We start from the raw sequence: 25266 nt of genomic DNA on the forward strand, positions 1-25266 counted from the left end.
CTTTCGTTATTTTTCAGGATATGTTTCGCGCAAAAAAGTGATTGACCGCCTAATTAAATCTTTTAATATTTCCACATCAATATCAGCCAGCTTGTTTACATACACGCATGCTTTACCAGCTTTATGTTTACCCAGCTTGCCAAGCAAATTCTCACGATCCGTATCACCTGTTGCAAAGTACAGACTGAATCGTGCTTTTCTCGGGGAAAAACCGACTAACGGCGCATCACCTTCGTGGCCGGTAGAATATTTGTAATGATACGATCCAAAACCGATGATACTTGGTCCCCACATCGTGGCTTCATAACCACTTGTTTCAGTAAAAATATCCAATAACCTGTATGCATCTTCACGCTTTTTAGGACTTTCCACTTGCTCAATAAAATCAATAACACTTTCGTCATTTGGTTTCGTTTTCAATTCATACATGAACTGTGTCACTCCTTTTATTTATTTCCGTCTCCGTCTTTGGCAATAACAAGATTGCCAGCAGTACTGCGCTGATTCCCCCGGCAAGTTTACCCACAATCATAGCGAACGCAATTTCACGGTTTATTCCCGCAACAAAACCGAGGTGGCTGCCGAATACAAACGCACCGCTTACCGCGAAGGCGATATTGATCACTTTCCCCCTTGGTTCCATTTCTTTGACAAGTACGAGCATGGGAATAGCGTGTGCTAATGATGCCACCAGTCCGGTTGTCGATGTGTTACTGATCCCAAGTGCAGATCCGAATTTTTCCAACGGTTTTTTGAAGGCCTTTGAAATGAACGCAACCATCGGGAAAGCACCTGCCAGAAAAATGGCAATCATTCCGATAATCTGGATGCCTTCACTTATTGGCAGCATGTTTTCGATCACAGTAATGCCAGTCAGTGTCTCCACAATAATTGCCGCCAGTCCAACAATTGCAACGATCTCAATGAACTTGCCAAAAATGGAAAATCCGTAAATCATCTGTCCTGGTTTCTTCCACAACCCAATGGCAATCAGAGCCGAAAACAAGATTGCCGGCAGCAGATTTTTCAGGATCATGACGAGGCCCAGTCCACCGGTAAGCCCGCCGATAAGACAGCCTAAAGGCACCGTGATTAACCCCACCAGAATCCCTTTCGCAAAATATGGCTGATCTTCTTTTTCAATTATTCCCAAAGCAACAGGAATCGTAAAAACAATTGTCGGGCCCATCATCGTGCCCAAAAAGACCCATGAAAAGAGCTCAGACTCCTCACTGACCGACATTTCCTGCGCAAGGGAATACCCTCCCATATCGATCGCCAGTATTGTATTTGCAAATGAAGCAGGGTCTGCGCCAATCAGGTGATATACAGGCGCAACAATCGGTGTCAGCAATCCGGCAATGACCGGTGACAGGGAGATAATTCCAACCATCGCCAGTGTGAGCGTCCCCATTGCCATAAAGCCATCCGTGAACCGATCACCCAGCCCCATTTTGTTCCCTATACATTTATCAAGTGCACCAACGCACATAAACCCGACTACAATCAAAATAATTATGTCATTAATACCCATGGCTATCTCCATTCCTGATGTGTGGCAGTTCCGTTATCTTGCCAGTTCGATATATTCCCTTACCAGTTTCCACTTTTCATCCTCAATTTGCCAGACAAACATGCATTTTCTCTATATGATAATCGTAACCGTATTTACCCGGTTCATCAATACCGGAATGCGCCCAGAGCCCCAGAAATTTCTAAATTCACGAATCTTGTCCCCACTTTTACTTCAATACTGTGTTAACATTCTCCATATATTTGCACCTAACCAATCTGCAACTGTTTCATTAGCGACATTGTATCAGAAATTACATAATATTCCATGCATTTTCCATCTTCAAAAACAAGAATGTCCATACCTTTAAATATAACCGGTGTTCCTTTATCAGCTTTTGCATCTTCCATATTTCCCAGATAATGCGCAGTCATCTTCCAATAGCCCGACAGACGATTTCCATCACAAATAGGAGGAATAACCGGCTCGAACCTAATATCATAAAAATAAGCTCTTCCCATTTTGACAGCTTCCTCCAGGCCGAAAATCCCTTCCACATCATGATCCGGCCAGTGACCGACAAAGTCCTTATGTATCATGTCCGGAATTTTCCTAAAGTCACCGTTCCAGATCGCCATCCAGTTATCGTACAGCTTTTCGTGTTTTTGTATCATACTTTTGTCTCCTTTTGGGAGTTTTGTTCTATTTATATATTCTGCATCCAGCCTAGAATTTCCTGCAAAAAGAGGCTGGGACAAAAAGTGATTTAACAAAAGAAAAAACGAATTAAATGGTGAATTCAACCGCTCCGGAAATATACTTCGCTTTCCGCGGGCGGCTGTTGAGCCCTCCTCGTGCTTACGCACTGCGGGGGTCTCATCTAGGCCTTACCTCCCGCAGGAGTCTACGTATATTTCCTCCGCTAGTCTCTAGAATTGTTCGTTTTTTGAACTACACTTTTTGATTTGTCCCAGCCTCTTGATATTTACAGATTAATTTGTACTTTATTTAAGTTTTCAGTTGGAACACCGGCTTCAATGTAGCTTCGGACAAGTTTCCACCCGTTATCTTCGTTTTTTCTGAACGTGTTAAAAAACAGATTGGCATTAGTAGTCTTTCTTCCATCGATAATCATGGATGCTGATATGATCGCCATCATTTCAGCATTGTGCAATGGAAATACAGCTAATTCATGCAAATCCCATTCTGATCCTGATTCGATTGCATAATGGAAACCTTGCTCCCATCCGGTCACCGACTGCTCGTACCCATAATCAGTTGCTTCACCGTCCCTGATCTCCCGTGCATGAAAATCTTTTGAAATAACCTTCTCCATTTCGACCAGCGAGGATGACCGCCAACTATTCATATAATGATTTATAAATTCTCTAAAACTATTCACAAAATCCCCCCTTAAATTTTTCAGCAGGTACAAGCCATAATCACATTCCCATCCGGATCGGCAAAGTTAAACCAGGCAAAATTATCTCCTACCCGTTCAATCTCCCTAACAATTTGAATGTCCTTACCCTTAATATATGTATAGGCCTTATCAATGTCTGTAACGCGAAAATTGAAAATCGGACTTGGATTTGTCCGGTGCACAAAGCTTTTATCAAATGCGTGATCATCCAATGTCAGACTGGTGGGACCGTTGACCGGCACATTATATACAGGTGACTCCACATTGTCCGGATCCAGCTCCAGCCCCAAAACATCGCAATACCACTGCGCCGATTTTTTCAGATCCGTGACGTGAATGAACACGCCACACATCTCATTTTTAATCGGAATTGGCTGTGCAGTTTTTTCCTTTTCCATTAAATCATCCTCCTTTTTGTTTATTGGGTGATGCTCTCTCCCGAGTTTGGGGCTCTTCCCTCTTTTAAAAAAGATTTTCGGCATCCGCCGAAAATCATCCTATGGCGTTTAGCCATCTGCCGCGCGAATTTTTCATTTTACAATTTCCTCAGGTAAAATCAGGTCGGTGTCCGTTGGAATATAGCCTAACTGCCGACCCATTGTCACGATTTGCCCTTTATGGTGAAATTCGTGAGTGAGTGTATGCGTGAACAGCCACAGCACTGACAATTCAGTATTGTCTTCCTGCCATGGAACCGTACCTTCGACCTTGGCATTATACCTCCCCTCAAATTCATCTAAAAATCGGTGTACCAACAGATCCACCTGTTTAAATGCGCCCCGCATATCACTCACACTCTGCACCTGACTGGGTTCTATGAGCAACAAACTTTCCCGCAGCCCAAATCTCCCCAGCCAATTTTGATAGCATTCAGCAATATGCACATGCAGGTTACGGACAGACCCCCATCCGAACCCTTCCAGTTCTTTCGTATAGTCCGCAGTATCCAACGTCTCGCAAAATTGAAACAAAAGCTCCCTTGTATGCTTTACTAATTCATATTGCTCCTTTAGAACGTTCACCTAAAACACCCTTACTTTTTATTTTTGATAACAATAAACAGATAAAATGAAAAGCACACGAAATAAATAAGTCCTACACCAAGCAGCACCTGAACAAGAAAGTCCATAAAATCCCCCTCGCAGACGTCATTCATCTTCTGCTTTATATATATTCATGTCTGGGATTTCTTATTTCTCATTCATTCTGTACCACTTATATTTATTCTATAAAAAAACCCAAAATCCTTTTAAAATTTTCAGTAAATAGAAATCTTCTGTGTTACGATGAACCCAGTATGAATATGGCGCTGGGAAACTGCAAAAAAATCTGTAATTGAGGAAAAAGAGAATTTGAACGATCAAAATTCCGCATGTCAGCAATAAATAAAAACGAAAACGGGAGAGGATGTAAATGGATTATGGTTATTTGACAATACCAGATGGTCCTTTCATTTACATTGTTATTATTACAGCAGTGCTGTTTATTGCTTTTGGCGAATGGTGGCTGCGAAGATAACGAAAATTAACATATGAGGAGTTTTAAAGGTGGAACTTATCTTAAAAAATGGAACATCGTTGTATGTCAGGGAATACAGAGAAAGTGATTTTGAAAATATTCATCAGTTAAATGCTACCGAAAATTGGAACAATCTCGTTAAACAAAAGAAGAAGACAATGCAGGCCTGGAATAACTCCAATATTGCATACGTCGTACTGGATGAGGACAAGAGTTTTGTCGGATCTATCCGGGGAATGACAGATAAAACAATTACACTATTTATTTGCGAAGTACTGATAGACAAGGATTATCGAGGCCAAGGTACCGGCCGGGAACTGCTGAAATTAATTCACAGTTTATATCCATCAACCCGAATGGAGCTGCTTGCCACAAGTACATCGCAGTCCTTTTATGCACAGTTGGACTACCGGCCATTTTACGGGTACAGAAAAACGTATGAGGAATGGGACATTGGTTTGAAATAATGTTCTGCTGAGTTCAGATATTTTCCCAATTATATCTAGTTCTTTTGTGCGAATTTTGTAGAATATTAGTTTAGTATCTGGTCATATGGGTAATTATCATATATTATAAAATGAAGGAGGTGTCTACATGAAAATGCGTTCGTTTACAGCAGGTATTAGTTTGATGTTATTATTTTTCATTTTTATACCGGCTGTGCACGCTGACAGCGGCAAAACCTATGAAGTTGGAGCAAACAATTTGAACGTACGAACAGCGCCATCTCACAGCGCCCAGGTTATCGGGCAATTAAATGATGGTGACAGAGTAGTAGTTTTCCAAAAGGCTTTTGGATGGGTGCAAACCTATTATGGAGGTCAGGAAGCTTGGGTAGCGTCACAATTTTTGTACCCCGCAAATGGTCAGTCAAACGCCAATTCCGGCTCTGCGACAGTATCCAATAGTACCCCGGAAAAAATCACCGTGACGGCAACTGAAGTCAGGATAAGAACCGGTCCCGGAACAAACCATGACATCATTGGCTACACTTCCAACGGAGATACATACAACCTGGTTAAGTCAACTAATAATTGGAACAAAGTAGTGCTCGGTGATGGATCATCAGGCTGGATTGCTGGGTGGCTGACAGACCACAGTAATGGAAACAGCCCTGCACCAAAAAACGATACAAACAACAGTAATTCAACCAGCAATAACGACACCGAACCGAAGAGCAGCAATCCTGCCAATGGTTCACTGGAAGGTTACAATATTGTACTGGACCCAGGTCATGGCGGCAAGGATCCAGGTGCAATCGGTATTGGCGGTGTTTTTGAAAAAAACGTTATTATGAACACAGTAGATAATGTAGCCCGTGAATTACGTGCTGCAGGTGCAACCGTGATTTTAACGCGTGACAACGATTATTTCCTTTCACTTGAGGAGCGGGTGGACTTGAGCAATGCATACAATACACATGCATTCATCAGTCTCCACTATAATGCATACCCGATCCTGGGAATTAACGGTTTTAGCACACATTTTTATGCAGGCGGAAAGAACCGTCAACTGGCGACTGACATTCAGTCCGGATTGAGACAGAATACTTCGCTGTACAGCCGCGGGATTATGCAAAGTGATTATCACGTGCTGCGCGAAAACAGTGATTTGGCTGTGCTCGTCGAGTTGGGATTCATCACCAATCCTAACGACCTGGCAACAGCCCGGACAAATGCCTATCAAAACAATGCAGCGGATGGAATTGTCCAAGGATTATTGAATTATTTTAATGAATAAATAAAAAACTGTCCATCAGACATTAACGTTGATGGGCAGTTTTTTTATGCAATATCAGTTGTTCACCCTTTCGCTCTATTACACGGTGAACCCGTTTCACATACAGTTTTGAGCTTTCGAATTGCCGTGATTAATGCACATTCGATTTCATCTTTTCCCGGGAAATAATTTTTCTGTGTGAAACACCAGATTAATTTTTAACCGCGTAAATCATACTCAATATATCATTGAACCGGTGAGTCTTCACACTAAAATCATTTTCTTCAAGCCAATTGGTTAACTTCGACTGATCTGCATAAAATTCATCATCAATTGCATAGATGGCCTCGGTATTTCTCTCAACACGAAACCGGTTGATGACCTGACTGCGGTGCGCTTCATCTTGGAACATCAAATCCACAATACAGATTTGTCCATTATCCGTAAGCACCCGGGACATTTCCTCCAATGCCAAAAGTTTTTCCGAATCGGGGAGGTGGTGCAGCGCATAGCTTGATACGACAGAATTGGCTTGTTGATCCATTAGCGGCAGTGCAAGAAAATGTCCTTTTCGTGTTTCGATATCGGGGTGTTTTTCACGACAAACTTTCAGCATTCCCTCTGACTGGTCAATTCCGATTACATTTACCCCCTGATGAAGAAAACGTGCGCCCAGATTACCGGTTCCAACGCCAATATCAGCACATATGTCATTGTTTTCCAACCGAACCATATCAGCGGCTTTGGAAAGAGCCTTTTCATAATCCTGATGCACATTGAAACGATATCCCGCCATTTTAATATTCTGGTCATAACCGTCAGCCTGCTTGTCAAAATTCCACTTGTCCTCCCAATTTTTCCGCAATCCTTTTAAATTTTTCAGGTGCTGTGACAGTTCGAATATTTCGGTTGCAGAATATTGGCCGTCCGCTGTTTGTGCGATCATTTTATCAATTGTCCCAATCATATCTTTCATTTCCATCCACTTTTCAAACAATGCTGACCGCTGTACATTTAAATAATCGTTCATGCTCATGTTTGGGTTGTGCAGAACGTGTTTGATTTTTTCCAGCGACATGCCGACTTCCCGCAATGCAAGAATAGTACTTAGGCGGAGAATGTCTGTTTCTGAAAATGTGCGATAATCATTGTTTGCTTCTTTTTTCGGTGAAATCAATCCTTTCTGTTCATAGTAACGAATCGATCGTGATGTTGTGTTGAGTTGTTTTGCGACTTCTTTAATATGCATGATTGCAGCCCCTTTCTTCTTTTACTACTATAAACGTTGACGTTACGTTAATGTAAAGTGTTTTTTTAAAAAATAGGGTAACAGGGGAAACTTTGATATACTGGACATAATTTGCAATGAAACGAGGAATGCCACATGAATAAGCAGCTTCGGAACATCACCGAATACATACGTGAGGAATTGGGATTGCAGCATTATAACCTGGAGCGGCACCATATTTTTCGCGAAATCGACCATTTCAATAAGACAACCTATACGTTGAGCACGGAATGGATGCCGGATGGTACACAAGTTGCAGAAGATGGTAATCCTGCTGGTGCAGCAGTTGTTGATATTAATTTTCATACGAGAGAATTTACGCAGATTACATTTGTAAGAGGTATCAGTCATGCTAATCCTGGAAAGTACCCTTCGTCTGACACGGAAAGTGCAATTGAATGGATTGAGGCGCAAACAGGCCTGACATTCGGCCGTCAATTTTTGCTGATTGATGATGCGGCTGACGCGTTAAGTTTTGGGGCGGCAGTTGACAATATCCCGGTTTCCCCTCCCGGAACGATTGAAATTGCTTTTAATGAACAGGGGCAGCTAACCAATTTCTGGATTAGCGGCAACTTTCCGGATGAGAATCAGATTGAGTGGGAGCCGTTTAATCTGACACCGGAAAAATTTGAGCAACACGCCAGGAAGCAGTGCGAGCTACTGAAAATCCCTGATGAAAATCAGCAAAAATGGAAGGCTTATTATGGGATAGAGGAAGCATTCATTACAAATGATGGTAAACAGATGATTCCGTTTGTCAGGGACGAAAACTCCACTGTAAGGTTGGATATGGTCATGGAGTGGGACTCTCCTGAGCCGATTGATGAAGCTTTTAAGATGGGGAAAACTGACTTTTCCACGGAAGTGACGGTTGAGACGGCTTTAAGGAATGAAGCCCATCCGGACACACTGCCGATTACCGAAGACGAGCAGAAGACCTGTGCGATGGAGACGCTTCAATTTTTGCAAAAGGTTTATCCGGATGACAGCGGGAACTGGAAGCTCACCGCTTTGATGCGGGAAAAAGGGTATCTAATTGCTGAATTGCAATTGACCGAACAAACAGGGCATGTTTTTGAACGTAAAATTAAAGTAATCATTGACCCCGACCAGCTAACTCCAGTCGATTATATCGATAACGCGAAACTACTTAAGATGTTTAACGGCTTTCAGGAGGCGGATTCCGCAGTTGTTACTGAATCGGAAGCGTTTGAGAAATTGCGGGAGCATATGGAAATGGAACCTGTGTATGTGTACGATGATGCGACAGGAAAATATATTTTATGCGGCAAACTGGATTGTGCGTATGCTGTCGATGCAGTGACAGGGGAAACGGTTCTATTGAATATGTTATAAATTTGAAGCGGTGTGCATTTTTCAGTGGTGCACACCGCTTTTATGTTAAGGTTTAAAAAATGCACGGAAAATTGTACTCCGCGTCAACAAATATTTATGTAAAGATGTCGAATATATAATCGTGCGCCCGTTTACCATAATTCGACCTGATTCGCATGTCAATTTTTCTGAGCGATTTTATATTGTTTTAAAAGTGAACCTCAGCATTTCAACAAAATTCGGGAGATGAGGCTTGTCGAAAAAGATGCCTCGCCTCCCGAGTTTTCTACAAATCGTCAAATCCATTCAAATCGCTCGTTTTTGTGTACTGGCGAGATTTTTGTTCGAAAAAGTCGGTTTTTGTTCCGTCAAAATTATCGACATATGCGCGAATCCACTTCATCGGGTTGTCGGTGAAATCAGGATAAACTTCATCCAGCCCCATCATCCGCAGCATCTTATTCGCCCGGTATTTGACGTATCCTGTCATTTCATCCGAATCAATACCGTCAACATCCGCCAGAACGTAATTCGACCATTCCACCTCCAGTTCGACCGATTGGCGAAACTGCCCGTAAACCCATTCGCAAAAATCAGCATTATTCAGTTCCGGATTTTCTGCCAAAACAGCTCGAAACAGCTCGGAAATAAAGCGCCCATGCTCCAGCTCATCCCGGTTGATATAGCTGATCATTGTCGACGTACCGACCATTTTATTTTGCCGGGCAAGGTTGTAAAAAAATGCAAACCCGGAATAAAAAAACATCCCCTCCAACAGTGCAGTATAGACCAATGTTTTCAGCAGGTTTTCAATGGACGGATTCTCCACAAAAGCGTTGTACTGTTGTGTCAGCCGCTCATTCCGCTTCAGCAGCACTGAATCCTGTCGCCCAAGCTCGAACGCCATATTTTGCTCATCCAATGATACGACCGATGACAGCACATACGAATAGCTTTCATTATGCACCGCTTCCTGCTGCGCGATGACTGCCATGATCGACTGCACGGACGGATCTGTCGCGTACAGAGAGATTAAGAGCGCCGTCCTGGTTTGTGGTGCATCCAACGTCGACAGTAAGCCAATCACTTTCAAGTAAGCGTCACGTTCACTCTCCGTCAGATCGGAAAATTGCTTCACGTCGGCTGACATGTTGATTTCATCAGCTTGCCAGTAATTACCGATCAGCCGCTTATATAATTTATACCAATGCGGATAAGCAATATTATTCCAGTTCAGAATTCCGCTTGACTCTCCGCCAAACAATGCTGTTGATTTATTCGGATTTAACGGCTCCAATGTCTTCGCTTTTTCAAGCAAGGCTTTTGACATCATGTAACACTCCTTCGATCCAATTTTCCACACGTTGTTCCTGTGAGCCACGTGGTGATTGCTCGATTTTCAGCCCCGGCCAGCTGCTCCCATAAAAGAAAGCCAGCTTATCGACTGCACGGCAAAACAGCTCGTCCCCGCCAAATTGTGTGTCTCCGGTGCCAAACACTGCGATACGGTCAGGTTTATAACCAACCTCCAGAACAAAATCCTTCACTTCATCCGGGGTCGATCCCTTGTCCCATGTAAACGTTCCGACAAAAATACAGTCATAGCGGGAAGCATCTATCGGCGGATCAAGGCCAATCCGGTGTAAATCAACTGCCATGCCATCCCGCAGCAAGTGCTCCTCTATCAGCTCCGCCACTTCCTTCGTGTTTCCACTGTACGATAAATATGCAATCACACTTCTCAACTTTCACACCACACACATTCTTCGATATCATTGGCAGTGGACCGGACATAATACGTCGTCTTCAGCCCTTCTTTCCAGGCCAAAAGATGTAAATCAAGCAGTACCGATGCCTTGATTGTATTTGGCACATAAAAATTAAACGATATGCTTTGATCAATGTGCTTCTGCCGTGCAGCATTCTGGCGGATTGACCAGCGCTGATCAAGTATATAAGCTGATTTCCGGTAAATATCGTATGTCTGATGGTCAAGTTCCGGTGCTGCAGCAGCTATTTTAAAGTCTTTTTTTTCTTCAAAATAAAATGGCTTAAAAACAGGATCAATGCTGGCAGTCGATCCGGCAATCATCGACGTTGATGAATTAGGTGCAACAGCCATCAGGTAACCATTTCGGATACCATGTTCGGCAACTTCTGCTTTTAGTGCATCCCACGCTTCACCGGTGTAATTTTTATCAGAAAAATAACGGCCGGATGCCCATTTACTTCCCGCAAAAGCCGGATAGCTTCCCTTTTCCTTACTCAGTTCCATACTTTCCCGAACCGCCAAATACGCTATTTTTTCGTAAAGTTGATCAGCATACGATACCGCTTCATCTGTTTCCCAATGCACATCTTTCTTGGCAAGCAAATGATGCCAACCGAATGTGCCAAGCCCTATTGCCCGATATTTCCGATTAGTTAAGCGCGTTTGCTTAATCGGCAATGTATTAATGTCAATCACATTATCCAGCATACGGACCTGGATTGGAATAAGCCGCTCCAGCACATCATCCGGCACCGCACGTCCCAAATTAATGGAACTCAAGTTGCAGACAACATAATCTCCGGACTTATATTTTTGTACAATCGTATCCTCTGCCTCCACATATTCCTCCAAAAACTCAGTCGGTGACTGGTTTTGTGTGATTTCAGTGCACAGATTAGAGCAATAAATCATACCTTTATGCGGGTTCGCATTGTGCCGGTTAACTTCATCACGGTAAAACATGAACGGCGTCCCGGATTCAAGCTGTGATTTCATAATCCGCTTCATAATGTCAATCGCAGGTACTGTTCGTTTTGTTAACAACGGCGATGCGGCACATTCCAGATACCGTTCGCGAAAACTTCCCGCTCCTGATTCCTCGTCAAAAAAATCTTCGAGGGAATAGCCCATTACCTGCCTTACCTCATGCGGGTCAAACAAATACCAGTCTCCCCGCTTTTCCACCTGTTCCATGAAATAGTCGGGCAAACATACTCCTGTAAAAATATCGTGCGCACGCATGCGGTCATCCCCATTATTCAGCTTCAAATCAAGGAACGCCTCAATATCCTGATGCCACACATCAAGGTAAATGGCAATTGCACCTTTTCGTGTGCCAAGCTGATCAACATTTACCGCCGTATTATTCAACTGCTTGATCCATGGTACGACCCCGCTGGACATATTTTTAAAACCTTTAATCGAACTGCCGCGGCTGCGGATTTTTCCCATATATACACCAATTCCACCGCCATTTTTCGAAAGCTTGGCGATATCCGTGTTACTGTCGTAAATGGACTGTAAGCTGTCATCGACTGTATCAATGAAACAGCTGGATAGCTGCCCATGTGTCTTACCGGCATTCGTAAGGGTCGGTGTTGCCACTGTCATGTACAAATTGCTCAATGCCCAATACGCTTCGGTCACAAATTCCATACGCCGGATGGGATCCTCATTCTGCATAAGGTGCATCGCGATGACCATCCACCGTTCCTGGGGCAGCTCGTATATTTTTTTATCGTGGTCGCGTGCCAAGTACCTTGTTGCCAACGTATAAAGTCCCAAATAGTTAAATAGATTATCCCGCTTCGGCTTGATTTGTTCAGCCAAAATCTCAATCTCATCTTTCGTGTATATTTGCAGTAACTGGTCAGTGTAGATTCCTTTCTCAGTCAGAGTTTCCAGTAAATAATGAAAATCCCCGTAACCGACATCATTCCCCCGGTTGGCTGCTGCTTCTTTATATAGTTGATCAAGGTAGATCCTGCTTGCCGTAAAAGTCCAGTCCGGAGCTGCTTCATCCATCTGTTCCAAAGCAAATTTTATCAGGCTTTCATGCGAATTTTCTCGGGATGACTTCTCCAGAAATGCCTTCTTATCCACATTCAGACCTTCTGTTGCCTGTTCAATTAATTGTGAAGTATAATTCATCTGCTTTGTTATCATTCAATTATCCTCCTTTTCACATTAAAAAACCGTTCATCCCGGTGCCCTGGATGAACGGCAAAAAACGATAGAAAGCCACATATATGTACTCTATCGTTTCACCTTCTCTTACCCCGAGGAATCGAAACTAACCGAGTTATGGCAGGTCTCCTGGCTTGTGTTTCTGCCTACTTGGGTCCTTCCCGTATCATCGCCGTAAAGCTTGTGATACAGTGGATTTCCCGTTCGTCCACACATACAGTTGCGGGGACAGCTCCAGATTTTCACCGGATTCCCTTTTCAGACAACGTGTGTCACCTTAACTCAAAACACTAGATATAGTTGTTATAGTTAAAAAACTTACAATATATTGTACTGCAACACTATCATAAGAAACTATTTCCTGCAACAGAAATATGATAAAATAAATACAGGACAGTTCACAGAAAGGCGTGCTATCAGATGGAAATCGTCATCACCCTGCTGATTTTGGCTGTGCCGATTACTGCTCTTGTTAATCGATTCAAGGGGAAAAAATCATCCGATGGAACAAACTACACCCCGGCAAGTGATATTTTTGACGGAAATGTCAACTCCTATGGAAAAGAACAGCCGCCCGGCGAAACCACCCGTGAACATGCCTATGTGCAGGAAGAACCTGCAACATATACAAGTGAGGATTATATAGAACCACCATATGACGAGCCATTTAATGACGCGATTGACCATATGAACAAGATTGAAGGAAATCCGTATCTTTAGAAACGTCGGTAAATCAATTGCCGCGGGGAATTCGTTTTGTTTTATACATTTTGATCGGATTTGCTGCTTTACTGATTATTGCCGGAGTCTATGGGGCTTTGATCAATTAAAACGCCCAGAATCATTCTGAGCGTTTTTGCTACTTTCATAAATATATGCACAGTTTGTCGCTGAGAGCTTTGCTTTCAAAAATATATGCGCGATTTTAACCCGGATATGCTCGTTTCTGCCTGTGATATGCGCGGTTTTTCTCCGGATATGCGCGATTTTGCGACTGATATGCTTTTTTTCGGATTACCCCTCATAATTTCAGCCTACTCCTTTTCAACCGTCCTTGGTACATGCTTAAAAATCTCTCCGCTCTCAAAAAATTCAGTTAAACGGCGAATCCAATCATAATAAGAAGTCCATTCATGAATCTCTTCCAATATTTCATTAACTGCTGCTTCATCCTCATCTGTCAACTTATCTTTTTGCTGCAGATTATCAAGCTGTCGGTACAGTCTGTTTTCAAAATTCCTGCTTTTACTGATTGCTTTTTGCCAATTTGATGTAAATAGCGATATGAATGTCTGGAAATAATCCTGTTCAACCTGATATAAGTCTTTACGAACGCCTTTTTTAAAAACCTTTTCAGCAATATTCAATTCCATCATTTCCCGGACAACCTGACTCATTCTTGTCTTGCTCATCCCCGTCTCCGCAGAAAGTTCGTCCAGCGTCATCGGAGCTCCATGCATATAAATAATGCCAAGCACACGCCCGACACTTGTAGCAACACCAAACGAATGCATGTTATCCGCAATTTTTTCAATAAACTGGTCTTTTATTTCATCTAATTTTCCTTCTTTATTAGCCAATTGATACCACCACCCTTTTACAACTATACTACCGGAAATATATCACATGGATAATAAAACACAAAATGACAAAATTTATCGATACCGAAAGAAATCAAGAGAAAATCCAAGCAACTTACCTCTAACCCTCGTAAAATATAAAGTTTATAAATTTCACAAACTGCACATTAGCCATTACCATTAAAAAATAACTGTTTCCAAATGGAACTATGCATGAGTTCTATACTTCACGAAATACTAACTACAAGAAAGGACTGAAAGCGCATGAATACCAAATTAATCGATTGGCCTACATTTATAGGAGCCCTGTGTCTGCTGCTCCTCGTTACTATTCCACTGATTATGTATCCTGATGCAGGTAAAGAATTCGTTAATATGGCAAACGATTTTATGACTGGGCATTTTGGGGTTTTATATCTGTTGACCGGCCTTGCAGCATTTGCATTCCTTATTTTCGTTGCATTCAGTAAAAATGGACAGGTAAAACTTGGCGATGCAGAAGACGAGAAAGAATTTGGAACCTTTTCATGGGCTGCTATGCTGTTTGCCGCGGGGATCGGTTCAAGTATTCTTTATTGGGGGATGATCGAGTGGGCTTACTACTATCAGGGACCTCCGTTCGGAATCGAGGCTGGTTCGAAACAAGCTGTGGAATGGGCGTCCAGCTACGGAATCTTCCACTGGGGGCCAATTGCCTGGGCGATTTACACCTTGCCGGCATTACCTATTGCCTATTTTTATTACGTCCGCAAAAAACCGGTTTTAAAAATAAGTGAGGCGTCCAGACCAGTGTTGGGCAGACTCGTTGATGGTCCGGTTGGCGTTATTGTAGACGTTCTGTTTATGTTCGGACTCATGGGCGGTGCAGGTACAACACTTGCACTGGGAACACCGATGATTGCCCAAGGGGTGAATGACATTACCGGTATTCCGGTAACGCTTGGCATGAAGGCTGTCATTATGCTGGTATGTACTGCTATCTTTGCTGTCAGCGCCTACTCTGGCATCCGACGCGGCATTAAAATTCTCAGTGACATCAACCTGTGGCTTGCTATTTTTGTACTCCTGTTTATCTTTGTATTCGGTCCGACATTGTTTATCAGTGAAACAACTTTTACAAGTATCGGGCTGATTATGGATAACTTTTTCAAAATGGCCACATGGCTGGAACCATTCGCGAATCTAAGCGGATTTCATGAAACCGGATTTCCGGAAGCGTGGACGATCTTTTACTGGGCATGGTGGGTTGTTTATGCACCATTTGTCGGGTTATTCGTTGCCCGGATTTCCCGGGGCCGGACGATTCGTGAAATGGTTCTGGGAACAATGATATATGGAACAATTGGCTGTATTCTGTTTTTCGGTATTATGGGGAATTTCGGCTTGTATTTACAACTTACCGGAAGCTTTGATGTGATCGGTTTTATGAATGAGAATGGTGCACCGGCAGCGATTATTGCTATATTGCATCAGCTGCCAATGGCTAATGTCATGGTTGCTTTGTTTACTGTACTGGCAATTATCTTCCTGGCAACGACCTTTGATTCATCTTCCTACATTCTAGCGGCGGTCGTGCAGAAAGAGGTAAGGAATGAACCACTTCGCTGGAACCGGCTTTTTTGGGCGTTCACATTATGCCTATTGCCGCTTGTACTGATGTTTGTCGGTGACCTGGAAACATTGCAGACAGCCAGTATTGTCGCTGGATTCCCTGTTATTTTTATCATGGGACTACTCGCATGGTCCTTTATGAAGGCATCCAACAGTGACATCAGGGAATCAAAAGATTATGAACCGCCAACCATTCATATCAATCGCCGTGAGATTCTGGAGCGAATACGCCGTCGTAAAGAAACAAAGCGAAAACGCTCAGCACTTGAGGCAATGCAGGATAAGAATATTGAGGACTAGATAATTCATGGGGCTGGGACAAATCAAAAATGTAATTCATAAAAACGAACAATTTTAGGGATTAGCGGAGGAAATATGCGTAGACTCCTGCGGGAGGACAGGCCTAGATGAGACCCCGCAGTGCGTAAGCACGAGGAGGGCTCAACAGCCGCCCGCGGAAAGCGAAGTATATTTCCGGAGCGGCTGAGCCCACCAACTTTCATTCGTTTTTTCTTTTGATAAAACCTTTTTGTCCCAGCCTCATGGTTTTTATTTGTTACGGGATTTAGCTTCCTCGGTCAGCTGTTTCATTCCTTTTTCATATTTCTTCCTTTCCGAAGCGGTCAGTTCCTGGTCGCCATATCGCGTCTTCCGATACCCGGTGCTAACAGCATTAAGCGCCGCAACGTTAAAATCAAGTCTGTCAAACCACTCCTCAATGGATTCATGCTGATAACGCGGATAGCCCTTTTTGGCAAGTGTCTTCTGGAGTTGATACATCTTTTTGCGAATAGCACTTTTAGGAGGACGACTTCGTTGAAACCGGCGTATAACCCCACTGCTTGATGTCTGCTTGAAAATCTGATTGGAACCGGCTGCCTCCATCTCAATACTGATTTTTCGCTTGTAAAAATAAATGCCCAGGCCAACTAGAACAAGAACCACAACTGCCAGTACAATCAGTTCGTCCGAAAACAATGATGGATCATCCGTCTGGTTCTGCAACTGATCCTGATTTTCCTGATTCTTGGAATGTTTGTCTTTAGACTCGTCCCGTTCCAAAAGCTCCTCATCCTCATCAATCAGCAGCTTCAAAAACCATTGAACTGGATAGATTAGCAAACCCATCACAGCACCAATTCCGGCAAACAAACTCATCAGAACTGTTTTAACCGCTGGAAATAAATAAATGCCAAGATATGAAATGACAACCGCCGTTCCGATCGTTCCAATTCCCCACAGCATATAGCTGCGGCTGCTGGAATTCAGCTGACTTCCCACCATGTCAAGAACCTTAAGTGTGATTAAAAATACAAATTGGATAAACGGCAGCATGAGCAGAATTTCATTATTTCCGTTTGTCATCGGAAAATAAACAATTAAACAAAGCACCAACGACACAATAAATAAAGCATGCTGATTTTCATGCTCAATATCCACCTTTACAAAATGAACAAAAGCACGCCAGACAACCAGTGCTGTCCAAAGCACGGAGGCATACGCGTTCAGGCATGTGAAGAAACCCAGCAGCAGACTTCCTATAATCAGGACAAAAAACATTGGTACGGAAACCGTTTTTTTCCGCTGAAAAGGTAAAAAGAACACGGCATTCAGAACCGTAACAAGTATTAGCGGCAATACAGGAGCATGTCCATGTGCAATAATGTACAGAATTTCCATAAGGGTAAATAGAAAAAAACATTCATACAGGAAGTCAAGCAAGCGTTTTGTGATTCTCATGAAATTGCCTCCCTTTTCCTGGAGGCTTTTACAATATAGGAGGCATCAGCCTTATGTTCCACTTCAAATAATGCTGCACCTCTCTTTTCCCATTTCTGATAATAACGCAATTCCTGTTCCTGCCTGCCACAATTAAATAAAATAACAACCGGCGGCCGGAACATCACCCTGTCCACATAGGCAAACAACATTTCCTGTTTGACCGTTATACTGTTAAAGTTAATTCGCGCCAACAACTCAAGGGCCCTGGAAAGCTGGTTCCTGCCTTCACCCGGCTTCAGTTGCATAATAAAATCCTGTCCGCGTACTTTGATATTTGTAAAAATGCCATAGGGAATCCCTCTGGCAGTGGCGTATTTGCACATGTACGCAATGGAACTGATGTTTCTTTCAAGGTCGTCCGATTTATTAGCAAGATCTATCCTATCTCTGCTCAAATTAAGCACAAACATCCATTCCATGCCAGTCGTTTTCTCGAATTGTTTTGTCTGGAGCTGAGTTGATTTAGCACTCGCCTTCCAATGGATCCTATTAAAAGGATCCCCGGGTGCATAGCCCCTGCTGCCAATTGAAGCTGTTACATCCTCAAACAATGAAAATTGCATCGGCTGTACACCTTGTTCAAATTTTTTCAGCTGATGAAGTCCTCCAACAGCTCTTAATTCAGGAAACACAATAACCTCCGAGTGAAAAAATGAATCATATCCCATTTGCAGCGTTCCAACCCCAAGCAGATCACGAATCGTCATGTTAATGCCGCTCACACGGCCAACACCCCTTTTCAGTCCGCTTGCCTGGAACTTAAAATCCGCCTTTTGCTTACCGGCAAGATTAAAACGGAGAGAAAAATGACTTCTTTTTTTCGTTTGTCCTTCCTGCTTTAAATTTACAAACATGATATTATCCTGAATACTGAACAGCAATTTCCCGCTGAAAATCGGCAGTCTGCTGCGGTTCTCAAGGGTAATGTGCATGCCATCTTCCTGTCCGCTAAACAATTTCACCTGTTGCTCGGGGTTTGCCAAATGGATGGTGTTTGAAATTCTTTTCAAATACAAATGCGGAAGTGCAATGACAAGCACTATCAGAAATGCCAGCAACACGAGCATCGGCTTTTGCTGGTACAGTGAAATAAAAAATAATACAGCTGCAGCAGTTAAGAGTTGCATTGCAAATAAAACGTTTATGGTCCGGTGCCAATTCATTGCTGGACCGCCCCTGATTCCACCGGAACTTCGACTTCATCAAGCAGCATTTCCAGTACTTGCGGTTTTGTTTTGCTCATTTCCCCCTCAAGTGAAAGGACGAGGCGATGGGCAAGCACAATGGGCGCCATTTCTTTTACATCTTCCGGAATGACATAATTCCTGCCTTGTACAAACGCCTTTGCCTGGACTGCCCGCATAAAAGCAAGTGTTCCACGCGGACTAACGCCGGTATCGGTCAACTCCGATTTCCTTGTCCCCCGCACAATTGACAGCAGATAATCTTCCACCACATCTGAAATCTCCACTTCCTTCACCTGTTTCTGCAAATTTATGATTTCCTCAAGTGAAAAAATCTCTTCCAGTGCATTAATCGGTTCCTGATTCCGGTACCGGTGCATCATCTCTTTTTCCTGATCGCGCGTAGGATATCCGACTCGAATTTGCATCAGAAAGCGATCCATCTGTGCTTCGGGGAGCGGAAAAGTACCTTGAGATTCAATAGGGTTCTGCGTTGCCAGCACAATAAATGGCGGCTCAATTGACAGCGTTTCTCCCTCAATCGTCACTTGCTGTTCTTCCATCACCTCAAGTAAACTGGACTGGGTTCTTGGTGTGGCACGGTTTATTTCATCAGCCAGTAAAATGTTTGTCATAACAGGCCCAGGGCGCAATTCAAAGCTTTGTTCCTTTGGATTGAAAAACTGTATCCCCGTTACATCACTTGGCAGGACATCCGGTGTAAACTGAATCCGCTTAAACTTTCCACTGATCGATTTCGCCATACTTTTCGCCAACATCGTTTTACCGGTTCCGGGCACATCCTCCAAAAGCACATGTCCGCGGCAGAGTAACCCGATCATCACCAGTTCAGCTGTTTTCTCCTTCCCTAAAAGAACTTTTCCGATACTCTTTTTTAATCGTTCTATCTCTTTATGCAAACTGACGACCCCCATTTTATAAATTGTCTTATAATTTCCAATATAGCGTAATAAATGACCATTATCAAACTTTTTTCTTATATCCCATCCTCATAAAAATCCACTCGTTATTCCGCATGAAACAGCTCATTTTGGAAAAGTTAACAGTGGAAGGAGGCGGGAAAAATGGAGCAGGCATGGATGTCATTAATTCCCTTTATCATTGTGATCGGACTGTCGATCTGGCTAAAAAAAATATTGCCCGGGCTTGTACTGGGGCTGCTTGTCGGAGCATTTCTCGTAAATTTCCGTATACTGGGCGGATCGCAGCAATCGGTTGAATACATTGTTTCGACGTTATCAAACGCTGATAATATAAAAATTATTGGTTTTCTCTATTTGTTCGGTGGACTTATTGGAATGATGCGTATATCGGGCGGAATAAAAGGTTTCTCGGAGTGGATCGGTGAACGGATTGAGTCACAGCGCGGACTGCTCGGCTTGATATGGCTGACACTGCCATTTACGTTCATGATGCCGATGTTCCGCATCATGATGATTGGCCCCGTTATGAAATCACTGATGGAAAAAATGAAGCTGAGCAAACAAAAAGTCGGTTTCACCATGGACATCTCAACCGGTTCTGTTATTGTTCTTCTGCCTGTAGCAACTGCATTTGTCGGCTTCATGATTTCACTTATTTCCGGGGGTATCCAAAAATATAATCTTGACCTGGATCCATATCAGGTATTTTTACTCAGTATCCCATTTAATTTCTACGCCATTGCGATGCTGATTATCGGGTTAATTTGGACATTCAAGTCTTCCTCCGAAAAGGACAAAAAGAAGAAAGAGGACAAGGGGAAGGAAAAGCAGGACTTGCACCGAAAAGGAATCAAAAAAGAATTGTCCATGGTAAAAGCGCAGCCATGGAACCTGATTGTGCCACTGTTCCTGATTCTTGTTTTAACCCTCTATCTGCTTTGGGAGGATGGCATATCCAATGGGGCAAATACAGTCTTTGAAGCCTTTTCGCAGGCAGATGCCACCTTTGTCATGCTGCTGGCGATTTTCATTACCCTTATTATCACATTTGTTTTTTATGTCATTCGGCGGCAGCCGCTGGACGAGCTGATTTTTCACTTTTTCGATGGAGGGAATCAGCTAATGCAGGCAATTATTCTGCTTGTTCTCGTTTGGTCGTTGTCACTTGTCGCTGAGGATCTGGGTTTTTCCAAATTTATCAGCTCAACACTCGGATCATTTTTGCCGGACTTTACCATACCAGCTATCATTTTTGCAATTGGGGCTACTGTAAGCTATTTCATCGGTTCATCCTTTGGTACATGGGGCCTGATTATGCCACTCGGCATTGCTTTGGCAGTCTCCGCGGATGCATCCGTTGCAATGACGGTCGGAGCGGTATTTGCCAGTGGCTCATTTGGGGCAATGACTTCCCCGCTTGGCGATACGACCATCACTACCGCATCCATTTTGGAAATGCCGCTTGTCGAATATGCACGCTATAAGTTGAAAATTTGCGCGATTGGTGCAGGTATATCAATCGCTGGCTATCTCGCAGCCGGTTTCTTTCTTATGTAGAAGGAAAGCCGCTTTATCCAGACGTGAATCAACGATTGGTATCTTACATTAAAATCGATTCTTTTCATTACTCAATAAAAAAGGAAGCCCACAATGGACTTCCTTTTTTATTTATTCATTCTGGAGAAAAAATCGCTGAGCGGATTCTCTTCTTCCTGTTCCGGCTCTTCTTCATCCTTTACGTGTATATCCTCCATATTATCCAGATTGACATCATCCAGATTCATCGAACTGCTGCTTTCTTCCACGGCTGCTGCAGTTTCAGTCTGGTCATCAAATTGGTCAAGTGAAGGCATATCCATTACCGGAGAATCACTGCTAAAAGATGCCAGCAGCGAAGTGGCACGGATTGGATCCTGGAGCAGCTGATATAAAATGGTTCCAATCATCGCTTCGGAATGTTCATGTTTCAGCCAGCTTTTTTGCTCTTTTGTCAGTTGTTTCGGAAGAGGAACAGTCAGTGTTTCCTTCTTTTTCGTGTAAGTTTCATTCACACCGCGCAACACAAATTTGGCTATTTCACTGGAAAAATTGCGTCGCTCCGTCTCCTTCAACTTCTGCAATTGCTTTAACAGGTAATCAGGTGTATCTGACGGGACACGAAAGGTTATTGACTGCCCCCGTTCAATACTCTTTTTCGCTTCACGCATACCACATCACCCTATTTCTCCTTTGATGCTGCTGTTTTCCCCTTCGTCTCCTCTTGAGGGGCACTTTGCCCGATAAGCTGTGTAATTAGCTTATAATACGCATTCGCCATCATCCAGATGCTTTCATTTTCATCTTCAAAAAAGTCGATATTGAAGCCATCAAGTTTATTATTAAGAGCCTTTATATAATCTTTAAGAACTGCTGATCCACCACCGACAAAATAGCAGATTTCCGATTGGGAATTCTTTTGCCATACATTGCGAAGATATCTGTATTCTTTCTTGGCAAGTTCCAGCAAAATCCGATCAGTAATATCGTGTACGTTTGTCCGACTTCCTTTTACCATGATATGGTGACGATCATTTTTTCTGGTTATGATATCGACTACATCGCGCCTGCTATCCAGTTCAACTCCATGTTTGGAACGTATTTCTTCACGAATCTCCTCCAATGATTCAGCGACACCCAAATGAAAGCCTTGTGCCTTATCATCATCGACATTACGGTTACGGATTACGGCAATATCTGTGGAAAGGCCGCCAATATCCTGAATCAAAATTTGCTTATCAATCAGATCCTTATTAATTACGTTCAGTTCATTGTCCATAATTAAATTGACATATGCACCAAAGCCTTCCGGATAAACTTTCACTTCATCAAATTTAATGTTGACCTTTTTACCTTGGTGTTTTGGTGTTACCAAAAACTCAACCTGATGAACAGACCCGAGTAATTGTGAACGGTATCCGACATCTTTTCCTTCTTTAACTTCTCTGAGTGGAAGTCCAGTTCCCAATGTGTAATTTGCATCAATCACATCATTCTTCCCAGCTTTGAATGTTTCTCCACTGACTGCATCTAATGCAATGGATGCAAATAACATAATCAGCGTCTGATCTGATTCTGATTTGCTGCTTCCCGGATCAAGTTCTGTAGAGTTATTCGTTTTTGTGGCGAGATTCCCGACACGGTAGATTGCATTATTTTCTTCCAGGGCAGGGGAATGAACCCTGATATGTAGATTGTCTAATGGTTCTTTCTCGTCCAGGTCTTCTATCCCGATTACCGGGCGATCTTCAATGTCTCTTGCAATTACATTTGGTATATAAACACTGTTTTCCATTTTTCCAAAGTTCGCTTTTAATGCATCATTTCCAACATCAACTGCAGCGATTCTTGATTTTGCCATATCATAATTCTCCTCTCAAAAATATAATCTCTATCTCAGAATAATAGATTGTATACAAAATTGCAATCAGACTTTAAGCGCATTCTTTTTTGTAAACTTGTATACATTAACGTAAACGCTATTAAAACAGTATGCGTACTTTTTTGTATACAAGAAAACAGTTTTGTGTACATTTGTAAACATATATGTGTGCAAGAAAACATAATTGTGTACAAATGTTTTGGAGCATGATTTACTATTTGAATAAAAATAGTGCAATTATTTTTAATTAAAACTTTAAGAAAACTGGATGAGTAATTGACGAGAATTTTAAAAATGAAGGGGATATAAAAAGTTTCCATATATAATAGATCAAAGATAAAGTGGAATAATTATTAAAAAATTTGCTGAAGAACAACGACAGAAGGCTTTATAGCAGTCTTTCTTCATAGGAATGCGATATTTTGCATCGAACCGCATAATTGGTCACATAACTATAAATAACTTCAAAATTTGGGCCGCTGACAACATTAGAAAAACTTCGGCATTTATCTCCTCCTATAGCGAGTGTCGAAGTTTGTCTTATAAAGAAATCCTTACCTTATACCTTCCAACGTTATGATAGAACGTTGGAATTCGACAAAATTTGTAGTGACAAACATGTAGATAGGAAAGATTTATACTTTCCTATCTACATTAGAAAACTTGGTTGTCACCAAGCCTTTGGGTGACAGCCTTAGTTGCACTTATGCAGTAAGAAAGGATTTTATACTTTCTTAACTGCTAAAAAAGCGCCCGATCATCAGGCGCCTTTTTTCTTATACTGCATTCTTCTTTTTTATCTGCTTACTTCTAAGCTGTCCGCATGCAGCATCAATATCTGCACCATTCTCCCAGCGGACGCCGCAATTTATACCGTTTTCCTTCAGTGTTTCGTAAAACGCCTGAATTGAAGCAGAATCGCTTCGTTGGTACTGGTTATGCTCATCTACCGAATTATATGGGATCAGATTCACATAACTCAGATGTCGCTTATCCTGAAGCAATTTGGCTAATTGCCGTGCCTCCGACTTATGATCGTTCACATCTTTCAGCATGATATATTCATACGTTATCCGACGGTTCACTTTTTCCAGATAATAATCAACCGAAGCCATTAATTTTTCAATCGGAAATGCCCGATTTATTTTCATAATCTGTGTTCTGAGTTCATTGTTTGGCGCGTGCAGCGATATTGCCAGGTTAACCTGTGTACCAGTGTCCGCCCACTCATAAATCTTATGGGCAAGTCCACTTGTTGACACGGTAATGTGCCGGGCACCTATGCAAAGTCCTTTATCATCGTTCACCACATTGATAAAGTCCATTAAGTTGTTAAAGTTATCGAAAGGCTCACCGATACCCATCACTACAATATGACTGACACGGTCCCCTTCTCCTTTTTCATCCAGGTGCTTCTGAACACTCATAATCTGTTCAACAATCTCTCCACCGGATAAATCACGGCTTTTTTTCAAAAGGCCGCTTGCACAAAAAGAACATCCGATATTACAGCCAACTTGTGTTGTCACACAAACCGAAAGGCCATAATTAAACCGCATCAATACCGTTTCAATTACATTATCATCTGCCAATCTGAATAAATATTTAATCGTACCATCAGATGACTCCTGCTTAATTTCTTCACCAAGTGTATGCAGAACAAAATTTTCTTCCAGTAGTTCAATTGTCTCTTTGTTGACATTTTTCATATCAGCAAATGATGCCACTCGCTTTTTATACAACCAGTTCCAAACCTGATCAACCCGGAAGCGGCGTTGACCATAGTCCAAAAGCCAGTCAGTCAACTTTTCATATGTCATTCCATAAATGGATGGTTTACTCATAGTGCTTACCCTCATTTCAAACGTTACAATTCTTATATTGTACTATATTAATGGATGAGTCGCAATGTGGCAAATGAAAGAGTTAATATGTGATATGGAGATAGTACGACATTATATTTTCCCTTCAGGCAAAAAATTGGAACATC

Annotated in this window: 23 protein-coding genes and 1 riboswitch; of the genes, 6 read left to right on the forward strand and 17 right to left on the reverse strand. The window is 42.4% G+C overall.

The features are described 5' to 3' along the window. Positions 1 to 6 precede the first annotated feature (6 nt). The 6 genes from HUX68_RS11980 to HUX68_RS12005 form a co-directional block, all read right to left on the reverse strand. Positions 7 to 429, reverse strand: coding sequence for a DUF1801 domain-containing protein (locus HUX68_RS11980; RefSeq protein ID WP_174615053.1), 423 nt, complete (start codon positions 427 to 429; stop codon positions 7 to 9). Then, a complete protein-coding gene (gene eutH / locus HUX68_RS11985) occupies positions 422 to 1534 on the reverse strand; it encodes an ethanolamine utilization protein EutH (protein WP_174615054.1) in 1113 nt (370 codons plus the stop codon). The genes HUX68_RS11980 and eutH overlap by 8 nt, the downstream gene beginning before the upstream one ends. A gap of 248 nt (positions 1535 to 1782) precedes the next feature. Continuing rightward, entirely contained in the window at positions 1783 to 2187 is a 405-nt protein-coding gene (locus HUX68_RS11990) for an ester cyclase (protein ID WP_174615055.1), read from the reverse strand. Between the two features lie 311 nt (positions 2188 to 2498). After that, on the reverse strand, positions 2499 to 2915 hold the full coding sequence (locus HUX68_RS11995) for a flavoprotein (protein ID WP_246206671.1): 417 nt from the start codon (positions 2913 to 2915) through the stop codon (positions 2499 to 2501). A 20-nt stretch (positions 2916 to 2935) separates the two neighbouring features. Continuing rightward, entirely contained in the window at positions 2936 to 3334 is a 399-nt protein-coding gene (locus tag HUX68_RS12000; RefSeq protein ID WP_174615056.1) for a VOC family protein, read from the reverse strand. Positions 3335 to 3466: 132 nt separating this feature from the next. After that, positions 3467 to 3958, reverse strand: coding sequence for a DinB family protein (locus HUX68_RS12005; protein WP_174615057.1), 492 nt, complete (start codon positions 3956 to 3958; stop codon positions 3467 to 3469). 525 nt (positions 3959 to 4483) lie between these two features. Here HUX68_RS12005 and HUX68_RS12010 point away from each other — a divergent pair. Both HUX68_RS12010 and HUX68_RS12015 read left to right on the forward strand, forming a co-directional pair. Continuing rightward, positions 4484 to 4921 carry a GNAT family N-acetyltransferase gene (locus HUX68_RS12010; RefSeq protein ID WP_174615058.1) on the forward strand — a complete coding sequence of 146 codons (438 nt, stop codon included), beginning with the start codon at positions 4484 to 4486 and terminating at the stop codon, positions 4919 to 4921. Positions 4922 to 5048: 127 nt separating this feature from the next. Continuing rightward, on the forward strand, positions 5049 to 6194 hold the full coding sequence (locus tag HUX68_RS12015; RefSeq protein WP_174615059.1) for an N-acetylmuramoyl-L-alanine amidase family protein: 1146 nt from the start codon (positions 5049 to 5051) through the stop codon (positions 6192 to 6194). A 190-nt stretch (positions 6195 to 6384) separates the two neighbouring features. On the opposite strand, the gene HUX68_RS12020 is transcribed toward HUX68_RS12015, so the two are convergent. Then, entirely contained in the window at positions 6385 to 7422 is a 1038-nt protein-coding gene (locus tag HUX68_RS12020; RefSeq protein WP_174615060.1) for a MerR family transcriptional regulator, read from the reverse strand. A gap of 135 nt (positions 7423 to 7557) precedes the next feature. Between HUX68_RS12020 and HUX68_RS12025 the strand changes: the two genes are divergently transcribed. Then, on the forward strand, positions 7558 to 8820 hold the full coding sequence (locus HUX68_RS12025) for a hypothetical protein (RefSeq protein ID WP_174615061.1): 1263 nt from the start codon (positions 7558 to 7560) through the stop codon (positions 8818 to 8820). 265 nt (positions 8821 to 9085) lie between these two features. Here the strand turns inward: HUX68_RS12025 and HUX68_RS12030 are convergent, their stop codons facing one another. The 3 genes from HUX68_RS12030 to HUX68_RS12040 are packed head-to-tail and all read right to left on the reverse strand — an operon-like array spanning position 9086 to position 12736. Next, a complete protein-coding gene (locus tag HUX68_RS12030) occupies positions 9086 to 10129 on the reverse strand; it encodes a ribonucleotide-diphosphate reductase subunit beta (protein ID WP_174615062.1) in 1044 nt (347 codons plus the stop codon). Further along, positions 10110 to 10544 carry a flavodoxin gene (locus HUX68_RS12035; protein WP_174615063.1) on the reverse strand — a complete coding sequence of 145 codons (435 nt, stop codon included), beginning with the start codon at positions 10542 to 10544 and terminating at the stop codon, positions 10110 to 10112. The genes HUX68_RS12030 and HUX68_RS12035 overlap by 20 nt, the downstream gene beginning before the upstream one ends. Next, the gene (locus HUX68_RS12040) at positions 10541 to 12736 is read right to left on the reverse strand and encodes a ribonucleoside-diphosphate reductase subunit alpha (protein WP_174615064.1); all 2196 of its coding nucleotides are present in this window, start codon (positions 12734 to 12736) and stop codon (positions 10541 to 10543) included. The genes HUX68_RS12035 and HUX68_RS12040 overlap by 4 nt, the downstream gene beginning before the upstream one ends. Before the next feature lie 123 nt (positions 12737 to 12859). Then, a riboswitch (cobalamin riboswitch) is annotated at positions 12860 to 13052 on the reverse strand. A gap of 125 nt (positions 13053 to 13177) precedes the next feature. On the opposite strand from HUX68_RS12040, the gene HUX68_RS12045 reads away from it, so the two are divergent. Further along, positions 13178 to 13477 carry a hypothetical protein gene (locus HUX68_RS12045; RefSeq protein WP_174615065.1) on the forward strand — a complete coding sequence of 100 codons (300 nt, stop codon included), beginning with the start codon at positions 13178 to 13180 and terminating at the stop codon, positions 13475 to 13477. 314 nt (positions 13478 to 13791) lie between these two features. On the opposite strand, the gene HUX68_RS12050 is transcribed toward HUX68_RS12045, so the two are convergent. Next, positions 13792 to 14337 carry a GbsR/MarR family transcriptional regulator gene (locus HUX68_RS12050; protein ID WP_174615066.1) on the reverse strand — a complete coding sequence of 182 codons (546 nt, stop codon included), beginning with the start codon at positions 14335 to 14337 and terminating at the stop codon, positions 13792 to 13794. 264 nt (positions 14338 to 14601) lie between these two features. Here HUX68_RS12050 and HUX68_RS12055 point away from each other — a divergent pair, with 264 nt between their 5' ends. Continuing rightward, entirely contained in the window at positions 14602 to 16248 is a 1647-nt protein-coding gene (locus HUX68_RS12055) for a BCCT family transporter (RefSeq protein ID WP_174615067.1), read from the forward strand. Positions 16249 to 16497: 249 nt separating this feature from the next. Here HUX68_RS12055 and HUX68_RS12060 read toward each other — a convergent pair whose 3' ends face one another. From HUX68_RS12060 to HUX68_RS12070, 3 genes are read right to left on the reverse strand one after another with little or no spacing between them, the layout of a single operon-like run. Continuing rightward, on the reverse strand, positions 16498 to 17688 hold the full coding sequence (locus tag HUX68_RS12060; protein WP_174615068.1) for a hypothetical protein: 1191 nt from the start codon (positions 17686 to 17688) through the stop codon (positions 16498 to 16500). Further along, positions 17685 to 18893, reverse strand: a complete 1209-nt coding sequence (locus HUX68_RS12065; RefSeq protein ID WP_174615069.1) for a DUF58 domain-containing protein — start codon at positions 18891 to 18893, stop codon at positions 17685 to 17687. Before HUX68_RS12065 ends, HUX68_RS12060 begins: the two co-directional genes overlap by 4 nt. Next, positions 18890 to 19849, reverse strand: coding sequence for an AAA family ATPase (locus HUX68_RS12070; protein WP_174615070.1), 960 nt, complete (start codon positions 19847 to 19849; stop codon positions 18890 to 18892). The genes HUX68_RS12065 and HUX68_RS12070 overlap by 4 nt, the downstream gene beginning before the upstream one ends. A gap of 150 nt (positions 19850 to 19999) precedes the next feature. Between HUX68_RS12070 and HUX68_RS12075 the strand changes: the two genes are divergently transcribed. Next, complete coding sequence (locus HUX68_RS12075; protein ID WP_174615071.1) at positions 20000 to 21415, forward strand: Na+/H+ antiporter NhaC family protein; 1416 nt, start codon at positions 20000 to 20002, stop codon at positions 21413 to 21415. Positions 21416 to 21522: 107 nt separating this feature from the next. On the opposite strand, the gene HUX68_RS12080 is transcribed toward HUX68_RS12075, so the two are convergent. The 3 genes from HUX68_RS12080 to rlmN form a co-directional block, all read right to left on the reverse strand. Continuing rightward, positions 21523 to 22065 (reverse strand): hypothetical protein, encoded by a 543-nt coding sequence (locus HUX68_RS12080; protein ID WP_174615072.1) that lies wholly within the window; start codon positions 22063 to 22065, stop codon positions 21523 to 21525. An 11-nt stretch (positions 22066 to 22076) separates the two neighbouring features. After that, positions 22077 to 23255, reverse strand: coding sequence for a ParM/StbA family protein (locus tag HUX68_RS12085; protein ID WP_174615073.1), 1179 nt, complete (start codon positions 23253 to 23255; stop codon positions 22077 to 22079). A 797-nt stretch (positions 23256 to 24052) separates the two neighbouring features. Beyond that, positions 24053 to 25120 carry a dual-specificity RNA methyltransferase RlmN gene (rlmN, locus tag HUX68_RS12090; RefSeq protein WP_174615074.1) on the reverse strand — a complete coding sequence of 356 codons (1068 nt, stop codon included), beginning with the start codon at positions 25118 to 25120 and terminating at the stop codon, positions 24053 to 24055. Positions 25121 to 25266 lie beyond the last annotated feature (146 nt).

Origin of the sequence: Virgibacillus ihumii (genome assembly GCF_902726655.1) — a bacterium.
In the GTDB taxonomy this organism is placed as follows: Bacteria; Bacillota; Bacilli; order Bacillales; family Amphibacillaceae; genus Lentibacillus; species Lentibacillus ihumii.

Coding starts and splice junctions, on each gene's coding strand:
- HUX68_RS11980 (WP_174615053.1), bottom strand. CDS start 429: ATGTATGAATTGAAAACGAAACCAAATGACGAAAGTGTTATTGATTTT.
- eutH (WP_174615054.1), bottom strand. CDS start 1,534: ATGGGTATTAATGACATAATTATTTTGATTGTAGTCGGGTTTATGTGC.
- HUX68_RS11990 (WP_174615055.1), bottom strand. CDS start 2,187: ATGATACAAAAACACGAAAAGCTGTACGATAACTGGATGGCGATCTGG.
- HUX68_RS12000 (WP_174615056.1), bottom strand. CDS start 3,334: ATGGAAAAGGAAAAAACTGCACAGCCAATTCCGATTAAAAATGAGATG.
- HUX68_RS12015 (WP_174615059.1), top strand. CDS start 5,049: ATGAAAATGCGTTCGTTTACAGCAGGTATTAGTTTGATGTTATTATTT.
- HUX68_RS12020 (WP_174615060.1), bottom strand. CDS start 7,422: ATGCATATTAAAGAAGTCGCAAAACAACTCAACACAACATCACGATCG.
- HUX68_RS12025 (WP_174615061.1), top strand. CDS start 7,558: ATGAATAAGCAGCTTCGGAACATCACCGAATACATACGTGAGGAATTG.
- HUX68_RS12030 (WP_174615062.1), bottom strand. CDS start 10,129: ATGTCAAAAGCCTTGCTTGAAAAAGCGAAGACATTGGAGCCGTTAAAT.
- HUX68_RS12040 (WP_174615064.1), bottom strand. CDS start 12,736: ATGATAACAAAGCAGATGAATTATACTTCACAATTAATTGAACAGGCA.
- HUX68_RS12045 (WP_174615065.1), top strand. CDS start 13,178: ATGGAAATCGTCATCACCCTGCTGATTTTGGCTGTGCCGATTACTGCT.
- HUX68_RS12055 (WP_174615067.1), top strand. CDS start 14,602: ATGAATACCAAATTAATCGATTGGCCTACATTTATAGGAGCCCTGTGT.
- HUX68_RS12060 (WP_174615068.1), bottom strand. CDS start 17,688: ATGAGAATCACAAAACGCTTGCTTGACTTCCTGTATGAATGTTTTTTT.
- HUX68_RS12065 (WP_174615069.1), bottom strand. CDS start 18,893: ATGAATTGGCACCGGACCATAAACGTTTTATTTGCAATGCAACTCTTA.
- HUX68_RS12070 (WP_174615070.1), bottom strand. CDS start 19,849: ATGGGGGTCGTCAGTTTGCATAAAGAGATAGAACGATTAAAAAAGAGT.
- HUX68_RS12075 (WP_174615071.1), top strand. CDS start 20,000: ATGGAGCAGGCATGGATGTCATTAATTCCCTTTATCATTGTGATCGGA.
- HUX68_RS12080 (WP_174615072.1), bottom strand. CDS start 22,065: ATGCGTGAAGCGAAAAAGAGTATTGAACGGGGGCAGTCAATAACCTTT.
- HUX68_RS12085 (WP_174615073.1), bottom strand. CDS start 23,255: ATGGCAAAATCAAGAATCGCTGCAGTTGATGTTGGAAATGATGCATTA.
- rlmN (WP_174615074.1), bottom strand. CDS start 25,120: ATGAGTAAACCATCCATTTATGGAATGACATATGAAAAGTTGACTGAC.